Source organism: Prochlorococcus marinus str. MIT 0919 (assembly GCF_027359375.1).
Classification (GTDB): domain Bacteria; phylum Cyanobacteriota; class Cyanobacteriia; order PCC-6307; family Cyanobiaceae; genus Prochlorococcus_D.
Map to the genome: position 1 here is coordinate 739,319 of NZ_CP114779.1, position 19,090 is coordinate 758,408.

At 37.6% G+C, this 19,090-nt stretch carries 23 protein-coding genes and 1 tRNA gene; 10 read left to right on the forward strand and 14 right to left on the reverse strand.

The window, feature by feature from the left end:
* Positions 1–324 precede the first annotated feature (324 nt).
* Positions 325–585 carry a chlorophyll a/b-binding protein gene (locus O5635_RS04100; protein ID WP_052042907.1) on the forward strand — a complete coding sequence of 87 codons (261 nt, stop codon included), beginning with the start codon at positions 325–327 and terminating at the stop codon, positions 583–585.
* 60 nt (positions 586–645) lie between these two features.
* Positions 646–861 (forward strand): hypothetical protein, encoded by a 216-nt coding sequence (locus O5635_RS04105; protein WP_036902294.1) that lies wholly within the window; start codon positions 646–648, stop codon positions 859–861.
* 48 nt (positions 862–909) lie between these two features.
* On the opposite strand, the gene O5635_RS04110 is transcribed toward O5635_RS04105, so the two are convergent.
* From O5635_RS04110 to O5635_RS04135, 6 genes are all read right to left on the reverse strand, one after another.
* The gene (locus O5635_RS04110) at positions 910–1,161 is read right to left on the reverse strand and encodes a hypothetical protein (RefSeq protein ID WP_036902292.1); all 252 of its coding nucleotides are present in this window, start codon (positions 1,159–1,161) and stop codon (positions 910–912) included.
* Between the two features lie 59 nt (positions 1,162–1,220).
* On the reverse strand, positions 1,221–1,397 hold the full coding sequence (locus tag O5635_RS04115; protein WP_193742020.1) for a hypothetical protein: 177 nt from the start codon (positions 1,395–1,397) through the stop codon (positions 1,221–1,223).
* Positions 1,398–1,854: 457 nt separating this feature from the next.
* Positions 1,855–2,160 carry a hypothetical protein gene (locus O5635_RS04120; RefSeq protein WP_241462953.1) on the reverse strand — a complete coding sequence of 102 codons (306 nt, stop codon included), beginning with the start codon at positions 2,158–2,160 and terminating at the stop codon, positions 1,855–1,857.
* 465 nt (positions 2,161–2,625) lie between these two features.
* Positions 2,626–3,552: a tRNA glutamyl-Q(34) synthetase GluQRS gene (gene gluQRS, locus O5635_RS04125; protein ID WP_036902289.1), complete on the reverse strand. Its 927-nt coding sequence runs from the start codon at positions 3,550–3,552 to the stop codon at positions 2,626–2,628.
* 85 nt (positions 3,553–3,637) lie between these two features.
* Positions 3,638–3,913, reverse strand: a complete 276-nt coding sequence (locus O5635_RS04130) for an HU family DNA-binding protein (RefSeq protein ID WP_036902288.1) — start codon at positions 3,911–3,913, stop codon at positions 3,638–3,640.
* A gap of 158 nt (positions 3,914–4,071) precedes the next feature.
* Positions 4,072–4,689 carry an MBL fold metallo-hydrolase gene (locus O5635_RS04135; RefSeq protein WP_269608053.1) on the reverse strand — a complete coding sequence of 206 codons (618 nt, stop codon included), beginning with the start codon at positions 4,687–4,689 and terminating at the stop codon, positions 4,072–4,074.
* A gap of 76 nt (positions 4,690–4,765) precedes the next feature.
* Between O5635_RS04135 and O5635_RS04140 the strand changes: the two genes are divergently transcribed.
* Positions 4,766–6,862 (forward strand): glycogen debranching protein, encoded by a 2,097-nt coding sequence (locus O5635_RS04140; protein WP_152557304.1) that lies wholly within the window; start codon positions 4,766–4,768, stop codon positions 6,860–6,862.
* A 15-nt stretch (positions 6,863–6,877) separates the two neighbouring features.
* Here O5635_RS04140 and O5635_RS04145 read toward each other — a convergent pair.
* Positions 6,878–6,948 (reverse strand) — tRNA-Gly (locus O5635_RS04145).
* A gap of 134 nt (positions 6,949–7,082) precedes the next feature.
* Here O5635_RS04145 and O5635_RS04150 point away from each other — a divergent pair.
* The 5 genes from O5635_RS04150 to plsY are packed head-to-tail and all read left to right on the forward strand — an operon-like array spanning position 7,083 to position 11,281.
* On the forward strand, positions 7,083–8,435 hold the full coding sequence (locus O5635_RS04150) for an MFS transporter (protein ID WP_036903536.1): 1,353 nt from the start codon (positions 7,083–7,085) through the stop codon (positions 8,433–8,435).
* Positions 8,435–9,181 carry an MlaE family ABC transporter permease gene (locus O5635_RS04155; protein ID WP_036902284.1) on the forward strand — a complete coding sequence of 249 codons (747 nt, stop codon included), beginning with the start codon at positions 8,435–8,437 and terminating at the stop codon, positions 9,179–9,181. Before O5635_RS04150 ends, O5635_RS04155 begins: the two co-directional genes overlap by 1 nt.
* Entirely contained in the window at positions 9,181–9,615 is a 435-nt protein-coding gene (locus O5635_RS04160) for a DUF3119 family protein (RefSeq protein ID WP_036902282.1), read from the forward strand. The genes O5635_RS04155 and O5635_RS04160 overlap by 1 nt, the downstream gene beginning before the upstream one ends.
* A 29-nt stretch (positions 9,616–9,644) precedes the next feature.
* Complete coding sequence (locus O5635_RS04165) at positions 9,645–10,670, forward strand: DUF3086 domain-containing protein (RefSeq protein WP_036902280.1); 1,026 nt, start codon at positions 9,645–9,647, stop codon at positions 10,668–10,670.
* On the forward strand, positions 10,670–11,281 hold the full coding sequence (gene plsY, locus O5635_RS04170) for a glycerol-3-phosphate 1-O-acyltransferase PlsY (RefSeq protein WP_036902279.1): 612 nt from the start codon (positions 10,670–10,672) through the stop codon (positions 11,279–11,281). The genes O5635_RS04165 and plsY overlap by 1 nt, the downstream gene beginning before the upstream one ends.
* A 5-nt stretch (positions 11,282–11,286) precedes the next feature.
* On the opposite strand, the gene pyrF is transcribed toward plsY, so the two are convergent.
* From pyrF to O5635_RS04185, 3 genes are read right to left on the reverse strand one after another with little or no spacing between them, the layout of a single operon-like run.
* Entirely contained in the window at positions 11,287–12,015 is a 729-nt protein-coding gene (gene pyrF, locus O5635_RS04175) for an orotidine-5'-phosphate decarboxylase (RefSeq protein ID WP_036902276.1), read from the reverse strand.
* 19 nt (positions 12,016–12,034) lie between these two features.
* Entirely contained in the window at positions 12,035–13,282 is a 1,248-nt protein-coding gene (gene tyrS / locus O5635_RS04180) for a tyrosine--tRNA ligase (protein ID WP_036902273.1), read from the reverse strand.
* A gap of 44 nt (positions 13,283–13,326) precedes the next feature.
* Positions 13,327–13,653 carry a DUF1825 family protein gene (locus tag O5635_RS04185; protein ID WP_036902271.1) on the reverse strand — a complete coding sequence of 109 codons (327 nt, stop codon included), beginning with the start codon at positions 13,651–13,653 and terminating at the stop codon, positions 13,327–13,329.
* Positions 13,654–13,942: 289 nt separating this feature from the next.
* On the opposite strand from O5635_RS04185, the gene O5635_RS04190 reads away from it, so the two are divergent.
* Both O5635_RS04190 and O5635_RS04195 read left to right on the forward strand, forming a co-directional pair.
* The gene (locus O5635_RS04190) at positions 13,943–14,545 is read left to right on the forward strand and encodes a hypothetical protein (protein ID WP_036902269.1); all 603 of its coding nucleotides are present in this window, start codon (positions 13,943–13,945) and stop codon (positions 14,543–14,545) included.
* Between the two features lie 39 nt (positions 14,546–14,584).
* Complete coding sequence (locus O5635_RS04195; protein ID WP_036902267.1) at positions 14,585–16,069, forward strand: leucyl aminopeptidase; 1,485 nt, start codon at positions 14,585–14,587, stop codon at positions 16,067–16,069.
* A 19-nt stretch (positions 16,070–16,088) separates the two neighbouring features.
* Here the strand turns inward: O5635_RS04195 and O5635_RS04200 are convergent, their stop codons facing one another.
* From O5635_RS04200 to lpxA, 4 genes are all read right to left on the reverse strand, one after another.
* On the reverse strand, positions 16,089–16,301 hold the full coding sequence (locus tag O5635_RS04200) for a hypothetical protein (protein ID WP_052043095.1): 213 nt from the start codon (positions 16,299–16,301) through the stop codon (positions 16,089–16,091).
* A 165-nt stretch (positions 16,302–16,466) separates the two neighbouring features.
* Complete coding sequence (gene msrA / locus O5635_RS04205; protein WP_269608061.1) at positions 16,467–17,063, reverse strand: peptide-methionine (S)-S-oxide reductase MsrA; 597 nt, start codon at positions 17,061–17,063, stop codon at positions 16,467–16,469.
* A complete protein-coding gene (lpxB, locus tag O5635_RS04210; protein WP_036902259.1) occupies positions 17,060–18,235 on the reverse strand; it encodes a lipid-A-disaccharide synthase in 1,176 nt (391 codons plus the stop codon). The genes msrA and lpxB overlap by 4 nt, the downstream gene beginning before the upstream one ends.
* Before the next feature lie 2 nt (positions 18,236–18,237).
* Complete coding sequence (gene lpxA / locus O5635_RS04215) at positions 18,238–19,089, reverse strand: acyl-ACP--UDP-N-acetylglucosamine O-acyltransferase (RefSeq protein ID WP_036902257.1); 852 nt, start codon at positions 19,087–19,089, stop codon at positions 18,238–18,240.
* Between the last annotated feature and the right edge of the window lies 1 nt (position 19,090).

The window sequence follows — 19,090 nt, forward strand, 5'->3', positions numbered from 1 at the left end:
CTCATTTAATTAAGTCCTAGCAAGAAACGATGTAAATGACCATATAATTTAAGAGAAGTCAAAAGTTATTCAAATACCAGTCTAAGGTTATCTATAGAATGACATTAGAATACAACCAAAATACTTCTTTCAAAAGTGACTTACTACATTTGTCTTTTTCTAATTATCCTTCTTGTTTCTTATACAGGGTATAGATTAAATGCACATGAGAAGAATTATTTAACTAGCAAGTCGGTTCGAATGATAAAGAAACTCAGAAAAAAAAGAAAAAGACGTAGGAAGAGCAAATAGAATTGATTGGTAATTTAAAAATCCTTTTTGGCAATGACTAAACCAAGCAAAGAGCAAGAAGAACAAATAATCAAACAAACTATTCAAAAGAATAATGAAACAGCATTAGAGAGCAGAGAGAATGCAAGATGGCTAGATAATTCAGGACAATCTGTAGACCAAGTTTTTGGCTTTAATGAAAATGCAGAGTTAGTAAATGGAAGAGCAGCTATGTTTGGCTTCTTGATGCTTATAGTAACTGAAATAGTCTTTGGCGGACAAGCCGCAACTCATAGTATATTTGGTCTAGGTTAACTCACCATCTTTATAAGAGTTTCTAAACTATTTAATTAATCTAAATCATTCTAAATAACCATGAAAAAAGAAGATTGGCTTGGGATTAGCTATGTATCTATTTGGGTAATAATATGGGGAACTCTTGGTTCTTTAATTGATTACCCTTTGCTTCAAAAGAATATCTACGCTGCCGGATCAACAGGGCAGTATTCAACATTTACAATAACAGCTTTAATATCGATTGTTATAGGGGCCCAACTCTTCTCTAATTTCATGAATAAGTTTGGGAAATAAAATTAGTCAAACTCATACAAGTTAATCAATACGAAAAAAACGTTTTTTTTAATATCTATATCTTTTCAACACTTTTGCAGGCTTCTCATCTAAATGATCCTCAAAAAGCAACCATTGCCTTGTTTCAAGATCATGGTCGCAGCCAAATTTCTCATCCTGAGCAAAGCTGATTTTGAGGTCAGAGTGACACCGTTGGTCAGCCTCAAATGCCGATAAAAATTTAGGAGAAAAATATAAGACCCCCACGAGAACAGCAGTGAAAAATAAAGTTGCTATTGAAACTATGGCAGCAACTTTCATTCTTACTATTAAAACTTAAGAAAGCCTAGCTAAAAGCTTACAAATTAACTTTTCAAATATCAATTGTCCAAATTACACGTCAAATCACATCCTAATAGCTCACTCTTCTCAAGCTTTTCAAGAATTCTTGCCATATCTACGGCTGATAATTCTCCATCATTTCCCCACTTCAGAGTTGTTTTCCTCTGAATCGACGATTTACCACTCTCAGGACTTTTCTTCTCTTGAGGAACCATACCCCCCCGGTAGCAATCGATACATTTAACGCCAAAACACCACTTTCTGGCTTAAATCTTTAGCATTCTTCATCTTTGTCTCAAGTGGAACGCCTCCCCCAACTGTCACTGTGACAGTTGAGCTAGTTGCAACAAGGGAAGTTGTAACTTCGAAGGCATTCGCAATAATGGTCTTGTGAGGAGTTGAGCTTCTCTAAGGAGTCGAAACTAGGAAAGACTTCCTTATTGAATCTCAAAGAAACCCTGCCTTCGGCAGGGTTTCTTTTTGTCTATATGTAAATTGAGCAATTAAATCGCAATAATAGCTTAAATAGTTGATTTTTATTAGTCCTTAAAATTAGCTTTCAAGTCATCACACTTATAACTTTTAATCAGAATCATTGCAAATTATAACTACACTTGAAAACCTCTCAGAGAGAGTAGATGGCGCGATATGAAAATTGAAACTCAAAAACAATTACCGGCCGACGTTATAAATGAATTCTTTAAATTGAGGAACGTAAAAATAGAGAGCCACTGCTATTAAAAGAAGCATATTCAAACCCACTACAAGAGAAGCAACAACAATTCTCTGTCTTTTACCAGGCATTTTATATTCAAAACCTCCTGGGAGCTTCAAAAGGACCTCTTGTTTTGATGATTCTTCCTGAGGACTGGACTTTTTAAAAGAATTCTTTGCCTTCTTCGATTTACTATTAGGAGCTATGGATTTAGGACTTTTTGACATCGCATCTCCAGAAGACGCTGATTTGGTTTCATCCATAAATACATTGACCAAGGTGACCTCTTAAGAGAATTAGCAGTAAATTGCCCTTATTTATAAATTAAATAGTAAAACTCAATAAATATATGCCTACTCAATTTGATTAAAACCTTTTTCAAAGGTATTTGCATGTTTTTTGAAGATCACTAAGCATAGTTAGACTTAATGCCTTACTCCGAGGCGAGTTTAATATGATCATAATTAAATCAGCTTGTAAGCCTAACAATCTTGTCTGGCAAGAATACCTTCCTTTTGAAGATGCATATAACTGAAAAGACTCTGCTTTCCTCAAAGCATCCTTACAAGAACTTACCCTTCTAGAGTGGATGCATTTAGCAGACAAGCTACTAACTTGGTTCAAGTAGCTGCCCTGGGCTTTTAATGGATGCTTTAAAATCTCTACCCCTGTAAAGAGTAAAGCGAATAGCATAAATCCTTTCAATGTATTTTTTAAAGTTAGTAGTTTCAAGAAATAAATTGACTTTCACATAAATTATCTAGTTGATAACTTCTTTGCTTTATATCGCTTAAAAGCTCGTCACATGATAACTCAGAGTACTTTGGCACTAAGTTAAGAGTCGAAGCAAGCAGTCCTATTACTTTTGAAGATTTCATCCCTTTTTCTTTGAAATAATCTAAAGTAATTCCACCATAACGTTTTGATAACTTTGTTCCATCTGAGTTCAACATAACAGGTAAATGACTGTAAATAATTTTTTCATAATGTAAATCATCCTTAATGGCAAGTTGTGAAGGCAAAGATGAGGCCAAGTCACTACCTCTTACAACTTCAGTAATACCAAGAGAAAGGTCATCTATTACTGTTGCCAAATGGTACGCGATAATGCCATCTGAACGTCTCACAATTACATCACCCGATGATTGTAAATAATATTTATCAACTTTTAATCGCAAACTATTAGGTATTGAATTTGAAGAGTCTAAAGGCAAGCCCAAATCCCTACATCTTCCAGGGTAAATATTCAACCCAGCAACAGATTTACTAATAGCCGCTAAAGTTTTCCTAGTGCATTTACAAGCGTATATGTTCCCTTTTTCTATAAGAAATTTTATTGCTGATTCATATAAATCCTTCCTATTACTTTGAAAAACTATTGGGTCATCCCAAGACAAACCTAACCATAAAAGGTCTTCCTTAATTTTTTCTATTGAGCCAGGAAAAATCCTTGGTGTGTCGAGATCATCAATTCTAAGAATCCATTTCCCTGAGGAACTACGAGCTTTTAGCCATGAAATTAAAGCCGTACGAAAATTACCCAGATGAAGTGGGCCTGTTGGGGAAGGGGCAAAACGGCCAGAATAGCCAACCTCCCTAAGGCTAGAGCCAGTTTGAAATGCCTTAGCAAGAGAAACAGACAACAATTTATCCATTTCTATAAAAAGTCTTAGAGACCAAGAAAGCTGGGTCTCTAAGAAACTTAAAGAAATTTACTAAACCAAATTGTGTACTAAAAAATCAGCCTTGAACCCGATCTTTAAATAGCTTTCCGGCAGTAAAGGCAGGAACCCGCTTGGCAGGAATTTTGATTTTCTCGCCTGTTTTAGGGTTAAGGCCCTGACGAGCCGAGCGATCACGAGGTTCAAAAGAACCAAAACCAAGAATTGAGACTTTCTTGCCTTCCACTACTGAATCAATAATGGTTTCTATGGCTGCATCAATAACTAGTGCAACGTCTGTTTTAGTGAGCTCTGTACGAGCTGCAACCAGGTTGACCAGGTCTGCTTTGTTCATTGGAAAAGATAGTTGTTGCAGAGAGTGAATGGCAAATGACCCTTAATAGGGATCAATTCACCAAATACTCGAACGTGCTAATGGTATGGAGCTAACGCGCGAGAAGCAATAGAAAGATTGAGGAAGGCAAAGCTTTATACAAAGCAGTTACACACATTTCAACTTTTTGCTAGTGGCTCCCAGGCATCCCATTGGAGCAACTTATCTTTTCCTAGGGAATAGAAACCTAATCCAGAAGCAAGTAATGGCAATGCATCTGAAGGAAGCCATTCTCTAAGCTTAAACAAACTACGCTCTTGAGTTGTCCAATGAAATGTCTTTGATTTGCCCAAAGGTGCAAGTTTTGAAGTTGACACGGGTATTAACAAACGTCCGCAGAACAGCACATTAAGGGGTGCAGGAGCATACACAACACAGCTCCCAGGAGTCGGTCCTGGGGTCCATAGCAATTCCAATCCAGAGTTTGTGCGATATTCCTCTCCAAAGCTCTTCAAGCCTTTTAAGCCTGGCAGCAGGTAAGCCTCTTGCTCTTGAACTAATAAAGGCCATCCCAAAGCCTCATGCAATTTTCTTGCATTTTCATGTGAATATTTGCTTGTGAGAAGAATGCTCGCTTTGCGTCCCTTTGAAAGAACTTTTAATTGCGCTAAGAATTCTGTTGTTATTTCAGGACAATCAATCAATACTGGCCCCGTTCCCAAGTCAAGCCACCATGATGTGAGATCGTCAGCACCTCTTTTGGGAGGGAAAGCCCAAATAAGTTCTCTTACTTGCATAGACTTAAATCAATTAAATGAAACTAATTAGAAAAATGATGTTGCCAAAAATAGTTAATCAACTAATTTGTCTTTGATGCTTACTATTAGCAATGGAAAACTAGTGAGCAAAATCTATAAAGGGTCTCCATGGCCGCTAGGCACTAGCATAACCAAAAGAGGAGTCAATTTCTCAGTAGCTTGTCCGAAAGCTAATTATCTAGAACTTATTATATTTAAAAGTGAAGATGACTCTTTACCAAAAGAAGTAATTTCCCTGGATGAAACTCATAAATCTGGAGATTATTGGCATGTTGAAGTGGAAGGTTTGACTATAGGTTGCCATTACTGCTATAGGATTCCTACGCAAAAAGAAGTTTTTAAGGAAACAAGATTTTCAAACAAAATATTATTAGACCCTTGCTCCAGAGAAATTAGTGGATGGAATGTTTACGATCGTAATAAAGCGATTTGCTCGAATGAGAATGTTGGTAATTGCCTAAAGGGTGTTGTATCTGAAAGAAAAAAGTTTGACTTTGCAGCCCATCCACGTCCAAAACATCCCTGGAATAAAACTATTATTTATGAATTACATGTAGGCGGGTTTACAAATAATATTGAATCAGGAGTCCCCTCAAGCATCAAAGGAACTTTCCTTGGCTTAATTGAAAAAATTCCTTATATAAAGGATCTAGGCATTACTGCTATTGAGCTATTACCAGTTTTTGCATTTGATGATTCTGATTCACCTGCTGGACTTAATAATTATTGGGGGTATAGTCCTATAAGTTGGTTTGCACCTCATAAAGGATTCATTGATACAAATTGCTCCTTAAATGCAAGGGAGCAATTTCGCAAACTTGTAGAAATATGCCATGATAATAATATAGAAATAATATTAGATGTTGTATATAACCATACTACGGAAGGAGGTGATAGAGGTCCGGTAATTAGCTGGAAGGGATTTGGAGATTCAACTTATTACCATAAAGGAGAAAAAGGAGAGTATTTAGATGTTACTGGTTGTGGGAATACCATTGCTGCAAATAAACCTCTTACAACACAATTAATACTTGAATCAATGAGATGTTGGGCTAATGAATTAGGCGTAGATGGGTTTAGGTTTGATCTAGGAATATCTCTAAGTAGAGGAGAATACCTTCACCCTTTAGAGAATCCACCCCTTTTTGAAGCAATTGAAAGTGATCCATTTTTAAGTGATTTAAAACTAATTAGTGAACCGTGGGACTGTGGAGGACTTTATAAAATTTCTGATTTTCCAGCCAAACGAGTAATGACTTGGAATGGTCATTTTAGAGATGATATTCGCAAGTTTTGGAAAGGGGATAAAAATACTACTTGGCCTCTAAAAGATCGCCTAATGGGAAGTCCAGCTATTTACAAAGACAAAAGTAAAAGCTCTAGTAAGTCAATAAATTTTATAACTTCCCACGATGGTTTTACGCTTAAAGATTTAGTTAGTTATAACCATAAGCATAATCTCTCCAATGGAGAGTGTAATCGTGATGGAGAGAATCACAACAATAGTTGGAATTATGGAATAGAAGGGCCAACTACGAATAAGGAAATCATTGCAATTAGGAATCGGCAGCAAAGAAATCTTTTTGCAACTCTTATTTTTTCTCCAGGGATTCCAATGATCTTAATGGGAGATGAAGTGGGTAGAAGTCAAGGAGGGAATAATAATTCCTGGTGTCAAAATAACCCTCTTGGTTGGATGGTCTGGAATCAAGCAGATGAAGATGAAGAGTTGAAAGAATTTGTCAAAAAAACTATTTATCTACGTATGCAATTTTCAAAAATCTTCAATCCTTTAATAAATCTAACATCAGAGAAACCAGCTTCAGAAAAAACTGAAGAGATATGGCTGCAATGGCATGGGGTAAAGCTGTCGTCACCAGATTGGGGTAGCTGGTCCAACACAATTGGCTATAGCATTAATGAAAGTGATAGTGGCTCAATAATTTGGATTGGGTTAAACGCCTATAACCAAAAAATGACCTTTCAATTGCCTCGCCCTATTACACCTTGGGTCAAAGTTATTGATACCGGCTCAAGGAATGACATTCTTCAGAAAGACAAGCATCTTTCTAATCAAGATCAACTTGAACTTGAAAGCAAAAGCTTCGTGTTATTAGTTTCCGAACGACATTCCAGGAAGCTCAGAAAATGAAGACTGTTTTACAAAAGCGGGCGGCGGGAATCGAACCCGCATCATCAGCTTGGAAGGCTGAGGTTTTACCACTAAACTACGCCCGCATTAAATAGCAAGTACTCAGATCAGATAATATCTGAGATTCGTCTAGCACTTCTTACATTATTACCTTGTGCCTTCCCTTTCGAAAAGCGTGACAAATTCAAGATTACTTAACAAAGGGTCGCGCAGAAGACTAATGGTTTCATATGGCCTTGGGGATGCTGGGACAGGCTTAGCTGCAACTCAACTTGGCTTCTACCTTTTCCCATTCTTCACAGGAGTAGCTGGTTTACCTGCATTTATAGCAGGTTCCTTGTTAATGGTTATTAAAATTTGGGATGCTGTTAATGATCCACTTATTGGTTGGCTAAGTGATCATACAAATTCCAGATGGGGGCCTAGGCTACCTTGGATGATTGGCGCAGCTGTTCCCTTAGGCTTAAGTCTTTCAGCTATTTGGTGGGTTCCACCAGGCGACACAAGTGAAAAAACAATCTATTACATAGCAATAACTATCCTTTTGATGACTGCTTACACAAGTGTCAATTTACCTTTTGCTGCCTTATCAACAGAATTAACTCAAAATACTGCTATTAGAACTCGACTTAACGCAGCTAGATTTACTGGATCAATTCTAGCCGGTTTAAGTGGTCTAATTATCGCTGCAAAATTATTAACTAATGGTGGCGACGGTTATATTTTAATGGGTAGGATTACAGGCTCACTTGCTGCAGTTTTTACGTTAATTTCTTGCTGGGGGCTTGCCCCATTTGCAAAGAAAGCAAGAAAACCAATGCAAAAGCGAGAACCTTTGCATTTTCAAATAAAAAGAATACTTAAAAACAAACGTTTTATTCAAATAATATGCTTGTATCTCCTACTATGGTGCGGACTCCAATTAATGCAAACAGTTTCGTTAATATACCTTGAACAAGTTATGAAAGTACCAATAGAAATTTCAAAATGGATCCCCATACCCTTTCAAGTAAGTGCTCTTTTTGGGCTACAATTTTGGAGCATTCACTCCATTAAATACTCAAGGATTAATTCACTAAAGAAAGGTGGCTTGATATGGATTGGAGCATGCTTAATTGCAATGATTTTACCTCCAATCTCATCTGGTTTATATATAGAAAATATTTTCGCTATAAATAGTTTAGAAATATATAAAATGCTCCTACTAGTTATAACAATCTTATTTGTAGGTTTTGGAGCCTCAACAGCATATTTAATACCATGGTCTCTACTCCCAGATGCAATAGATGCTGACCCGGAAAAGCCTGCAGGTATTTACACAGCGTGGATGGTTTTAATACAAAAACTTGGAATCGGGTTAAGTGTTCAACTGCTCGGCTTGCTTTTGTCATTTTCAGGCTATATCTCAACCAACAATTGTTTAAATAACAACAACTGTCTAACACAGCCTGATAGCGCTATAGCAACAATAAGAATGAGCATGGGGTTAATTCCTTCAATATTAGTAGGTATAGGACTATTCATAATGAAGGACTGGGTTGACAACAAATCACTTCTTGAGACTACTAATTAATGAAATTTCCTCGCTGGCTAAAAAGACTTGGTTCAAGCCTTCTTATAGGTGGACAAGCAATTGCTTCTACTACTAAGGGCAGTATCAACAAATCTGATCTAATAGATCAATTAATGGAGGCAGGCCCTGCAAGCTTCATTATTGTTTTAATAACTGGAGTTTCAGCAGGTACTGTCTTTAACATTCAAGTTGCTGCTGAGCTAAGCAGACAAGGGGTGGGATCAGAAGTCGGAGGTTTGCTTGCTATTGGATTGTCTAGAGAAATAGCACCACTACTTACAGCCACCCTGTTAACGGGGAAGGTGGCGACTGCATATGCTGCACAACTTGGAACAATGAAAGTTACTGAGCAAATTGACGCTATAACTATGTTGCAAACAGACCCAGTTGACTATCTTGTAGTCCCTCGAGTTATTGCGATGGTAATAATGGCTCCTTTGCAGTGTTTACTATTTTTTACTGTTGCTTTATGGAGTGGTCAAATAAGCAGCACTGCTTTCTACAACATCCCATCAAATGTGTTCTGGAATTCTGTTAAAGAATGGTTAGCTTCGAGCGACATTCCATTCATGCTGGTAAAAGCAGTTGTATTCGGCCTATTAATCGCCGTCATCGCCTGCGGTTGGGGACTTACCACTCGTGGTGGCGCCAAAGAAGTTGGCACCAGTACAACCGGTGCCGTAGTAATGACTTTGCTAAGTGTCTCCTTAGTTGATGTTTTATTAACCAAAATCCTTTTCGGCTGATGTTTTCCAATTCTTCCTCTCTAGAAAAACCCAAAGGAGAAGTTATCTTATCTCCTTACCATCGACTACCTATATTAATTATAATTCTAGGTCTAATCTTATTAGTGTTTCCTATTGGGCTATGGCCTCCTCTAACTATTAGTGGTTTCGGTACCTTTTTATTACTTCAATCTTTCACACTTAGATTAAAATTCACCTCAGAAGAGCTGGTAGTTTTACAATTAGGAAGAGAAATACGCCGGTTTCCTTTTAAAAATTGGATAGCCTGGAGAATTTTACTTCCAGCACTACCAGGACTACTTTATTTTCGCGAAGAAGCTAGTCCTCATTTATTACCAATCCTTTTTGATACAACAATGCTTAAAGAACAACTAAAATTACATGTAGGTAATCTTGAAATACATGCTGAAAAGGTAGAAAGCTCTAGCCAATAACATATACACGAACACTTAAACAATATTTAATGACTGACTCTGACCTCCCAAACAGAAATAGCACCGAAACAGATCACACTATTGATACAAAGGTTCCTATTGATCAAGAGATCTCTTTAGCAAAATCTAAAACGGAAGTACAACCTTCCAATAGTGAACAGGTAGAGAGAACCTCTCAAGAGAAGTCGACTAGTCAAATTGATCCGTTGTTAGATCTCGCACTCAAGGATATAAAGAACACAAGAGTCGAGCTAGAGCAAGATATATCTAGATTATCTGAAAGAAAGTCTCAGATTGAGCAAGAGGTTAAAAGTTCTTTTACAGGTCAATCCGACGATATCGCTAGAAAAGTAAAAGGGTTTCAAGAGTATCTATCAGGCGCCCTTCAAGATTTGGTCCAATCAGTTGAACAACTTGAGTTAGTAGTTAGCCCAGTGGTGGTAGCACCTTCTCCTTTAGATAAAAACAATGAAACAGTTGAAGAGTCCGTCGAGACAATATCTGCTGTAGCAGATACTTTCAAACCAGATGAAGAACTCATCAGACATTGTCTCAGCCAATTCCTAGGAGAGCCAGATTTTTATGCAGAACCATGGAAACTGCGCAGAAGTCTTGAGAACAAAGATATATCACTTCTTGAAGATTGGTTTTTCGGCATGGGTGGCCGGGGTGCACAACCAAGCAGAGGAAATAGGTCAAAAAATATTTTAGTAGCAGCTGCATTAATCTCTGTTCTTGGAGAGTTGTATGGAGATAGGTTCCAAGTACTTGTGCTAGCAAGTCAGCCAGAACGTCTAGGGGAATGGAGACGAGGCCTACAAGATGCGTTAGGTCTAAGCAGAGAAGACTTTGGTCCAAACAGTGGAATAGTTCTATTTGAAAGAGCTGATGGAGTAATTGAAAAGGCGGATAGGTTAGAAGAAAGAAATGAAGTTCCATTAATTATTATTGATGCAGCGGAAAGAAGTGTTGAGATACCTATCCTTCAATTTCCTATTTGGCTTGCTTTTGCAGCTACAGCAGATGAAATCTATTTAGAAGAAGAACTTATCTAATGGAACCATCCGAACTCTTTTTTGGTTTAATTTGCCTTGGCGTCAGCTATTTTCTTGGCTCAATTCCTACTGGCTTCATTTTTAGTAAATATCTAAAAGGTATAGACATTAGAGATGTTGGTTCTGGTTCAACAGGTGCAACAAATGTTTTAAGGCATGTAGGAAAGAAAGCAGCTTTAACAGTTTTCTTAATCGATGTTGGCAAAGGGATTCTCTCAGTTCTAATGGCAAAATTGTTAACACTAAGTCCTACATGGCAGGTTTTTGCAGGTCTTGCATCTTTGTCAGGCCATATATGGCCAATATGGTTGAGGTGGCAAGGAGGCAAGGCAGTAGCAACAGGTCTTGGTGTATTTCTAGGGTTATCATGGCAAGTAGGTTTTGCTTCTTTATGCGTTTTTCTTGCAATTTTTAGTTCAACTAAAATCGTCTCGATCTCTAGCCTATCTGCAGCTTCTAGTCTACCTATTTTTATGCTGTTTATCCTGAGAGGAGATGAAGGTTCACTTGCATACGTATTGGCAAGCTTTGCTGCAATGTTGTTGGTTTTTTGGAGACATAGAACAAATATAAGTCGTCTAATGAAAGGAGAAGAAACAAAAGTCAAATAAAGGAATTAGCCATATTCACTTATTTCATTGCATATCCTTTTAAAAATCTCAGTTGGATTTGAAGCCTTAGTTATTGATCTCCCAATAACTAATCTCGATGCTCCAGAAGTTAATGCCTCTCGAGGAGTCATCACCCTTGCTTGATCATCTACTCCTTGATTATACAAACGAATCCCAGGGGTTACTAATTCAAAAGGATAAGGGTAAGTTTTTCTCAAAGCCTTAACCTCCAAAGGAGAACATACACATCCTTTGATGCCCGCTTTATGAGCTAATGAAGCTAAGTGCTCAACCCTTTTCCCTAAAGGCTGTTCTATATTCAGATCTCTAGCAAATTCATTTGTAGACCAACTTGTTAAGACAGTAACTGCTAAAAGGATCGGTTCAGGCAAAGAAGCTTCTGCTGCACCTTTTAGAGCAGCTTCATTTGCATACAACAGCGCCTTCTCGCCTGCACAAGCATGTACTGTTATTAACTGTGCTCCGCTCTTCGCAGCTCTATAACAAGTTCTCGCCATTGTATTGGGAATATCATGAAGCTTAAGATCTAGAAAAATTTTTTTTCCCTCGTTCCTTAATTCATCAAGCACTTGGGGACCATTAGCGACAAATAATTCCAAGCCAACCTTCACCCAAATCAAATCAGGTATTTTTCTTACAAATTCAAGGCTTTCTAACGCATCCATCTCGTCTAAAGCAAGGATTATTTTGTCTTGTGGGTTAGCTAAATACATCTATATTTAAAAAATAGAATTAATTAGCAAAACGTCTAAACTTCTTCTTGCCCAATTGAAGAACTTTTCCTATAAGTTGATCTTTATTTTTAAACTCAACATTTGGATCTAAGATCTTATTGCCATCAAGACGAACTGCTCCTCCTTGTATTTGACGTCTGGCATCACTACTGCTCACGCATAAGCCAATAGAGCTTAGTAAATAGAAAGCCTTTACTGGCAATGTGATATTTGAAAGAGAGATTTCAGGAACATCATGTAAGGATTCTTGCACACCTGAGACAAGCTTTGAAGCATCTTCCTGTGCAGCCTTGGCAGCAGATACTCCATGAATGTTTGATGTGACAGTTAATGCCATCAATTTCTGTTTCTCTCTAGGGTCCATTGATATTTCACTAGGTTCTAAATTAGTTAACAAAGTAAAGTAGCTATCAACTAATTCATCTGGTACCTTTTCTAACTTTGAATACATAGAAAGAGCATCTTCGTTCAGGCCAACAGTATTACCAAGGCTCTTACTCATTTTCTGAACACCATCCAATCCTATAAGAATAGGTAACAACATGCCAAACTGAGGTTGCTGCCCAAATAAACGCTGCATATCTCGTCCTATAGCTACATTAAATTTCTGATCTGTACCCCCAAGTTCTATATCGGCATTAACTGCTACAGAGTCATAACCTTGCAAGAGAGGGTAAAGGAACTCATGCAAGCAAATTGGAGTGCCTGAACTATACCTCTTTGAGAAATCTTCCTTCGCAAGCATTTGACCAACAGTGGCATTACTTAGAAGATCAATGGTCTTTACCATGTCAAAGTTATTTAACCATTCACTATTTCTACGTATCTCTAAACGTCCAGGAGTTTGAAAATCTAATAATGATGTCTCATTGCATTCGCCGTGTCCAAGTTGCTCCAAATATGTTTTTGCATTCCTATCAACTTCATTAGCCGACAATTGGGTCCTTGTTTTACTTTTACCAGTTGGATCTCCAATACGAGCAGTAAAGTCTCCGATGATTAAAACTGCTGTGTGTCCTGCATCTTGAAAAGCTCTTAGCTTACGAAATAAAATACTATGTCCCAAATGAATATCTGAAGCTGTGGGGTCAATACCTAACTTAACTCTCAGAGGGATCTTGTTTTTAGAAGACTCCCTAAGCCTTTGCGATAAGTTTTGGCCTAGATCATCAACTTGAGTCAACGGGAATAAATCAACAACTCCACGATTCAACCAACTTGGTAATTTAATTAGCTCCTCCAGCATTAGAAAATCTTTATTTAATCAAATACTAGTGAGACAATTAGCTGTTAGGTAGAAGATTGATCAAGTTGTGATTTCATCTTATTTAGAGTCAGATTCATTTGATCAAACATTTGCTCTGGTGTAATACCAAATTGACTTAGTTGGGTTCTTAATTGCTCAACTGTCATCTTTGCCTGAAAATCCTCTGATAGTTCAAACCTTTTCATAAAAACCTTATATCTATCCATTAACTCCTCCATATTTCCGATGAACATTTTTTTTCCTTCTCGATCAAACTTTCCGTAATCCGAGCCCAACTTCATTAGATTTTGATAATCAGTAAAAAGCTTCTTCGCTTCTTCCTGAACAATTTCGGATTCAAAAAAAGCCATACTGCCAAACTTGATGACGTTGCTACTGCGGAGTAATTTTAAAAATTGAACAGTTGCAAAATTAAAATGACTCTAGGGAAAGCCAAAAGAAAAATTCAAAAATCTTTGGGCTTGGTTTGTTATAAGTTTGAACTATGTTTCAAATTTAGGCATGTAGGGATTGCCGGTGGAAAAATTCTCTCAAGTCTATTTCTCTAAAAAACGAATGCTGTAAAAATTTAGTTTGCATGCCTAAATCATTCTCTCAAGAATATTAAAGATCCCATGCCTGTGCTCTAAAAATACACTCATGCAGCAATTTAAAAGACAAGGTGAGTTGTTTGATGATTTTGATTCCTTCTATCAATCACCTGCCAAGTCATCTAATGAACTATTTCTTAGCAAGGAAGTACTCGAAAACTGGCAAAGGACAGTTTGTGCGCATCAATCAGACTTATTTCAAGGAAAGTTAAATACTCGATTACAAGGGTCCCTTTTCTCTCAGAACTCAGAGACTCCTAGAAATAATTTGAATCCATTAAAATTAACTCCATTGCCGATAAATTTCTGGAAATGGCCAAGAAGTGATCACACAGGTCCTGCTATATATCTAGTAATGGATAAGCTAAGCAATAGTTCAAATTTACTGCTTTATATCGGAGAAACTCTAGCTGCCGAAAAGCGTTGGAAAGGAGAGCATGATTGCAAAAAGTATGTTGAAGCCTACTTACAGTCACTCCAGAAAGCCGGCCTGGAGGCACAACTAAGCATTCGCTTTTGGAGTGATGTGCCACAAGAAACAAAAGCCAGAAGGCTATTAGAGCAGAAATTGATTCAAGCTTGGCTGCCTCCGTTCAACAAAGAAACTAGAAATCGCTGGGGCACCCCTTTCACCTCTGACATCACTCCTTAGCATCTAATAGCTAATATCAAAAGGTCTCGTTAAAGGAAAATGCAAGTTTCAATTTTTCAGCAGAATCTTAATAGCTGGAAGGAATCAATTTTAGTCCTAGGTCTACTAGAAGGGGATATTGACAGTCAGCTAAATGTTTTAAATCATATTTGTGACACAAAAGTTTTAAGTCATTCTCTAAAGGAAAAAGATTTTAGTGCCAAAAAGGGAGAGATAGAAGTTTTTCAACTAATAGATAAACAGCCTAAAAAAATCATTTTCATAGGTCTTGGGCAAGCAGAAAAGCTTCTTCTCAATGATTTACGCAATGCCACTGCTCTAAGCATGAAAAAGAGTATTGGTACTGTTGGAAATATAGGAATTTTATTGCCTTGGGATTCTTTTGATGCAGGAATAGTTGCTAAAGCTGTTGGAGAAGCTGCAAGGCTTTCGATTTTTAAAGATTGCCGATTTCGCAATGAGAAAAAAGAAAGGCAAATTCCTGCAAGAGTTGATCTGTTAGGCCTCCCAAATTCTGCAAATAAATCTTTAACTGAAATCGGACCTATATGCTCAGGTGTTGAACTGGCAAGAGAACTTGTTGGAGCCCCACCAAACAGCCTAACTCCTGAAGAATTAGCTAATCAAGCCATTGCAATAGCTAAAAAATTTGGATTGAAAGTGCAAATTCTTAATCGCGAACAATGTCAAGAAAAAGGGATGGGAGCCTTTCTCGCTGTAGCCCAAGGATCTGACCTAGAGCCTAAATTTATTCATCTAACTTATACACCTAAAGGCGAAATAACGCGCCGAATAGCAATGGTTGGGAAAGGTCTCACATTTGATTCAGGTGGATACAATCTAAAAGTAGGTGCATCTCAGATAGAAATGATGAAATATGACATGGGTGGAAGTGCTGCAGTGATAGGTGCTGCAAGAGCTATTGCGGAACTAAAGCCTGAGCGAACTGAAGTCCATTTCTTAGTTGCCACTTGTGAAAACATGGTCAATGGATCTGCTGTTCATCCAGGGGATATTGTCAAAGCTTCTAATGGAACAACAATTGAGATTAATAACACAGATGCCGAAGGCAGACTCACTCTTGCTGATGCACTGACTTATGCATGTGAATTAAATCCAGATGCAATTGTTGACCTAGCTACTCTTACGGGAGCCTGCGTGATTGCTCTTGGAGAAGAATTGGCTGGTCTTTGGAGTAACAACAAAGAACTATCTGAAGAACTCCTTAATTCATCAGAGGCTGCAGGAGAAGGCCTTTGGGAAATGCCTTTAAAAGAATCATATAAGGAAGGTTTAAAATCAATGCTCGCAGATTTAAAAAACACTGGTCCTAGAGCTGGTGGATCGATTACTGCGGCTTTATTTCTTAATGAATTTATTGATAAAGAAATTCCATGGGCACATATTGATATTGCTGGCACTTGCTGGGCAGATAAAGATAGGGGGATAGATCCAGCAGGAGCAACAGGATTTGGAGTCAGAACACTAGTCAACTGGGCGACACAGAAAAACAAACAAAACTAAACCACAAACGATAATTAAACTAAGAGGCTTTCAACTCATATTCATCTTCTAAGAGGTCTTGTTGAGAATTAAATGATTTAGGAGCTGACGACTCTAAAGCATGTATTTGCCAAGTAGCCCTATTAGAACAAGAAATTAAAACTCTCTGAAGGTCATCTGATGCAGTCTTAGTGGTTGGATAAGGTCCTATATATCTAGTAACCAAACCATCTTTTACAATCAATAAATACATAAGCATTCTCTACTTACATCACGCTTGAAGTTTATAGCTATAAAACAGTACGAGAAATGTTCATATCTACAATCTTTACTAAAGATTTAATACATAGCGCTAAATTCTTAATATTCTCATAATATTTACTTGCGCTTATTGCTGAGCCAAATTCAAACCTTAGCTCTAGCCCCAAAGATCTTCCAGGCGCTTATCTCTTCCACAACTATAACGATAAAAATTATATTTAAGCTTATTTTTTCTTGCAAAGTCCTGATGGTAATCCTCTGCCAACCAAAATTGTGTTGCATCTCTAATCTCAACTTTAATTTCATTTGGCTGAATAGATAACTCCTTTGATGCATTTTTTAAGCTCAGCCTTGCTTCCTCTAATTGAGACGAATTAGCAACAAAAATAACTGGGCGATAAGAGTTTCCTCTATCGCAAAACTGACCGCCAGAATCAAAGGGATCAATATTCTTCCAATACTTTTTTAAAAGATTGGAATAAGTAAGAATATTTGAATCAAACGTTACAATTACTGCTTCTTGATGCCCATCATGGTTTTTATAAGTAGGTGAATGCAACGCCCCACCAGTGTAACCACTAACTACAGAAATAACTCCCGGTATTTCTTCTAAATCATGTTCTAAACACCAAAAACAACCTCCTGCTAAAATTGCATTTTCATCAACTGCTATTGAAAATAATGGGAATGAAAAAAGAATGCATACAAAACAAAGTAAAGAAATTAGGTTTCTTTTTAGATGAGATATCTTCATTTATCTAACAAATCTAAGATTTGAATTGCAGCTCTATTTGTAACACCTTCTTCACCCAAAGTATCTCTAAGTTTTTTGTATCCATTAATTATATCAGAACAAGCCTTGTTATCATATAATAAACTAATAGATGATTCATAAATTGAATTTGCAGTAAACAGGTCTTGAACTAATTCAGGAACTAATCTATCTTTCAATAACAAGTTGACTGGGGAAATATGATCCACTTGAAATTTCAGCAAATATTTAGCAATGAATGCCGTTACTCTACTTACTTTATATCCAACAATTTGCGGAACATTATGCAAAGCTAGTTCCATATTAATGGTTCCTGATTTACACAGAGCAATGTTGGCGACAGAAAAAAGGCTTGGCTTCAAAGCATCTACTTCACTTGATGGTATCACTTTTCCATTTACACCATGATCGGTAAGTATCCTCTGTATTTCTTTCTCGAAGCTTGCCATACCAGCAGGAACAAGTACAAAAATAGAGGGATCAAGTTTTTGTAATAAGGCTGCTGCTTCAGCGAGTGTTGGCAAAATATATTTCAACTCTTGAGATCTAGAAGCAGGAAGAACTAGAAGTACCTTGTTAGAACTATCTATTCCTAACTTTGCACAAGCTTCCTCTCTTGGGGGTAATTTCTTTAAATTATCAAGCATTGGATGGCCTACCCATGAGACATTACCCCCTTTACTTGAATAAAACTCAGCTTCTTCCTGAAATATGGCCAGAATTTTATCAGTAAAACCAATCAAGTCTGTAGTGCCTCCATCTCCTATCCTCCAAGCCCATTCCTGCGGAGCTATGTAATAAGTAATAGGAATATTTGGCAAAGCCTTTTTAACCTTGTTCCCAAGTCGAATATTAGGCCCCATGTAATCAATTAAAACTAATGCGTCTGGAGGATCTTTAACTAGGAGTTCATTGACTGCAGCTTGTGCACGCAAGGTGGGCATAACAAAAGGCAAAGCTTCCCAAAAGCCAATAGCTCCAATAGAAGAAGTATTAGCGAGCAATTTCGCTCCAGCAGCTTGCATTCTCTCACCACCTAAAGCTATTAAATCCAATGTGATAGAGCGTTTTGCTGCTTCTTCTTTCAAGGCTTTTACAAGAAAGCTGCCTTGCAAATCTCCAGACACTTCCCCGGTGCTTATAAGCAACCGCATAATCACTGAGCAGAATTCAGAAATGGCATAGGGCCTCTACGTCCTTTAGTAATAGATGCTTCGAGGAAAGTACATAGTTTCTCAGCAGCAGGCATAAGTTTTTTTTCTCTAGCTAATTCCAAGCCTTTTGCATAAACATGCTTAGACCTAAAAATCAAATTCCAAATCTCTAATAACTCCTTAAATTCCTTTGGATTTTGACTTTCAAGTCCTCTACGACGAATTCCCACACGATTCAAGCCACGCATTCGTCCAGGGTGACCTTCCACTAGGCAATAAGGAGGGACATCTCTATCTACCCTTGTCATTCCACCAACCATTGCAAGACAACCAATATGAACAAACTGATGAATTCCCAAACAACCGCCTATTACTGCTTGATCTTCAATTACCACCTCTCCTGCTACCTGAACACTATTTGATATAACTACTTGATTCCCGATATCACAACCATGGGCAATATGCGTATATGCCATTAAGAGTGTATCGTCTCCTATCTTTGTCTGTTCCCCATCATTAGTGGCTCGGTTAACAGTTACACATTCTCTAATAGTATTTCTATTTCCAATTACAACCTCAGTAGGTGCTCCCTTGTATTTCAGATCTTGAGGTTCAAGTCCTATACAAGCTCCAGGGAAGACCTTGTTAAAAGACCCTATTTTCAAACGGCCATCCAATACTACATTTGGACCAATTACAGTATTGTCTCCAATTTGCACTTCTGGACCTACTACAGCTCCAGAGCCAATGGTCACTCCATTACCAAGTTCTGCACGTGAATCGACTACAGCCAATGGATGAACCTCCACTGGCCTTTGAATAGTCAAATTTTGAGAATTGCTTGACTGGCTCATA

Excerpts from the sequence above, each read along its gene's own strand:
- O5635_RS04185 (WP_036902271.1), bottom strand. The coding sequence starts at position 13,653 with ATGGCTTTTTTTGAATCCGAAATTGTTCAGGAAGAAGCGAAGAAGCTT.
- O5635_RS04165 (WP_036902280.1), top strand. The coding sequence starts at position 9,645 with ATGACTGACTCTGACCTCCCAAACAGAAATAGCACCGAAACAGATCAC.
- pyrF (WP_036902276.1), bottom strand. The coding sequence starts at position 12,015 with ATGTATTTAGCTAACCCACAAGACAAAATAATCCTTGCTTTAGACGAG.
- O5635_RS04105 (WP_036902294.1), top strand. The coding sequence starts at position 646 with ATGAAAAAAGAAGATTGGCTTGGGATTAGCTATGTATCTATTTGGGTA.
- O5635_RS04195 (WP_036902267.1), top strand. The coding sequence starts at position 14,585 with ATGCAAGTTTCAATTTTTCAGCAGAATCTTAATAGCTGGAAGGAATCA.
- O5635_RS04135 (WP_269608053.1), bottom strand. The coding sequence starts at position 4,689 with ATGCAAGTAAGAGAACTTATTTGGGCTTTCCCTCCCAAAAGAGGTGCT.
- O5635_RS04155 (WP_036902284.1), top strand. The coding sequence starts at position 8,435 with ATGAAATTTCCTCGCTGGCTAAAAAGACTTGGTTCAAGCCTTCTTATA.
- O5635_RS04120 (WP_241462953.1), bottom strand. The coding sequence starts at position 2,160 with ATGGATGAAACCAAATCAGCGTCTTCTGGAGATGCGATGTCAAAAAGT.
- lpxA (WP_036902257.1), bottom strand. The coding sequence starts at position 19,089 with ATGAGCCAGTCAAGCAATTCTCAAAATTTGACTATTCAAAGGCCAGTG.
- O5635_RS04140 (WP_152557304.1), top strand. The coding sequence starts at position 4,766 with ATGCTTACTATTAGCAATGGAAAACTAGTGAGCAAAATCTATAAAGGG.
- tyrS (WP_036902273.1), bottom strand. The coding sequence starts at position 13,282 with ATGCTGGAGGAGCTAATTAAATTACCAAGTTGGTTGAATCGTGGAGTT.
- plsY (WP_036902279.1), top strand. The coding sequence starts at position 10,670 with ATGGAACCATCCGAACTCTTTTTTGGTTTAATTTGCCTTGGCGTCAGC.
- O5635_RS04160 (WP_036902282.1), top strand. The coding sequence starts at position 9,181 with ATGTTTTCCAATTCTTCCTCTCTAGAAAAACCCAAAGGAGAAGTTATC.
- O5635_RS04150 (WP_036903536.1), top strand. The coding sequence starts at position 7,083 with ATGGTTTCATATGGCCTTGGGGATGCTGGGACAGGCTTAGCTGCAACT.
- O5635_RS04100 (WP_052042907.1), top strand. The coding sequence starts at position 325 with ATGACTAAACCAAGCAAAGAGCAAGAAGAACAAATAATCAAACAAACT.
- O5635_RS04130 (WP_036902288.1), bottom strand. The coding sequence starts at position 3,913 with ATGAACAAAGCAGACCTGGTCAACCTGGTTGCAGCTCGTACAGAGCTC.
- O5635_RS04190 (WP_036902269.1), top strand. The coding sequence starts at position 13,943 with ATGCAGCAATTTAAAAGACAAGGTGAGTTGTTTGATGATTTTGATTCC.
- lpxB (WP_036902259.1), bottom strand. The coding sequence starts at position 18,235 with ATGCGGTTGCTTATAAGCACCGGGGAAGTGTCTGGAGATTTGCAAGGC.
- gluQRS (WP_036902289.1), bottom strand. The coding sequence starts at position 3,552 with ATGGATAAATTGTTGTCTGTTTCTCTTGCTAAGGCATTTCAAACTGGC.
- O5635_RS04110 (WP_036902292.1), bottom strand. The coding sequence starts at position 1,161 with ATGAAAGTTGCTGCCATAGTTTCAATAGCAACTTTATTTTTCACTGCT.
- O5635_RS04115 (WP_193742020.1), bottom strand. The coding sequence starts at position 1,397 with ATGGTTCCTCAAGAGAAGAAAAGTCCTGAGAGTGGTAAATCGTCGATT.
- O5635_RS04200 (WP_052043095.1), bottom strand. The coding sequence starts at position 16,301 with ATGTATTTATTGATTGTAAAAGATGGTTTGGTTACTAGATATATAGGA.
- msrA (WP_269608061.1), bottom strand. The coding sequence starts at position 17,063 with ATGAAGATATCTCATCTAAAAAGAAACCTAATTTCTTTACTTTGTTTT.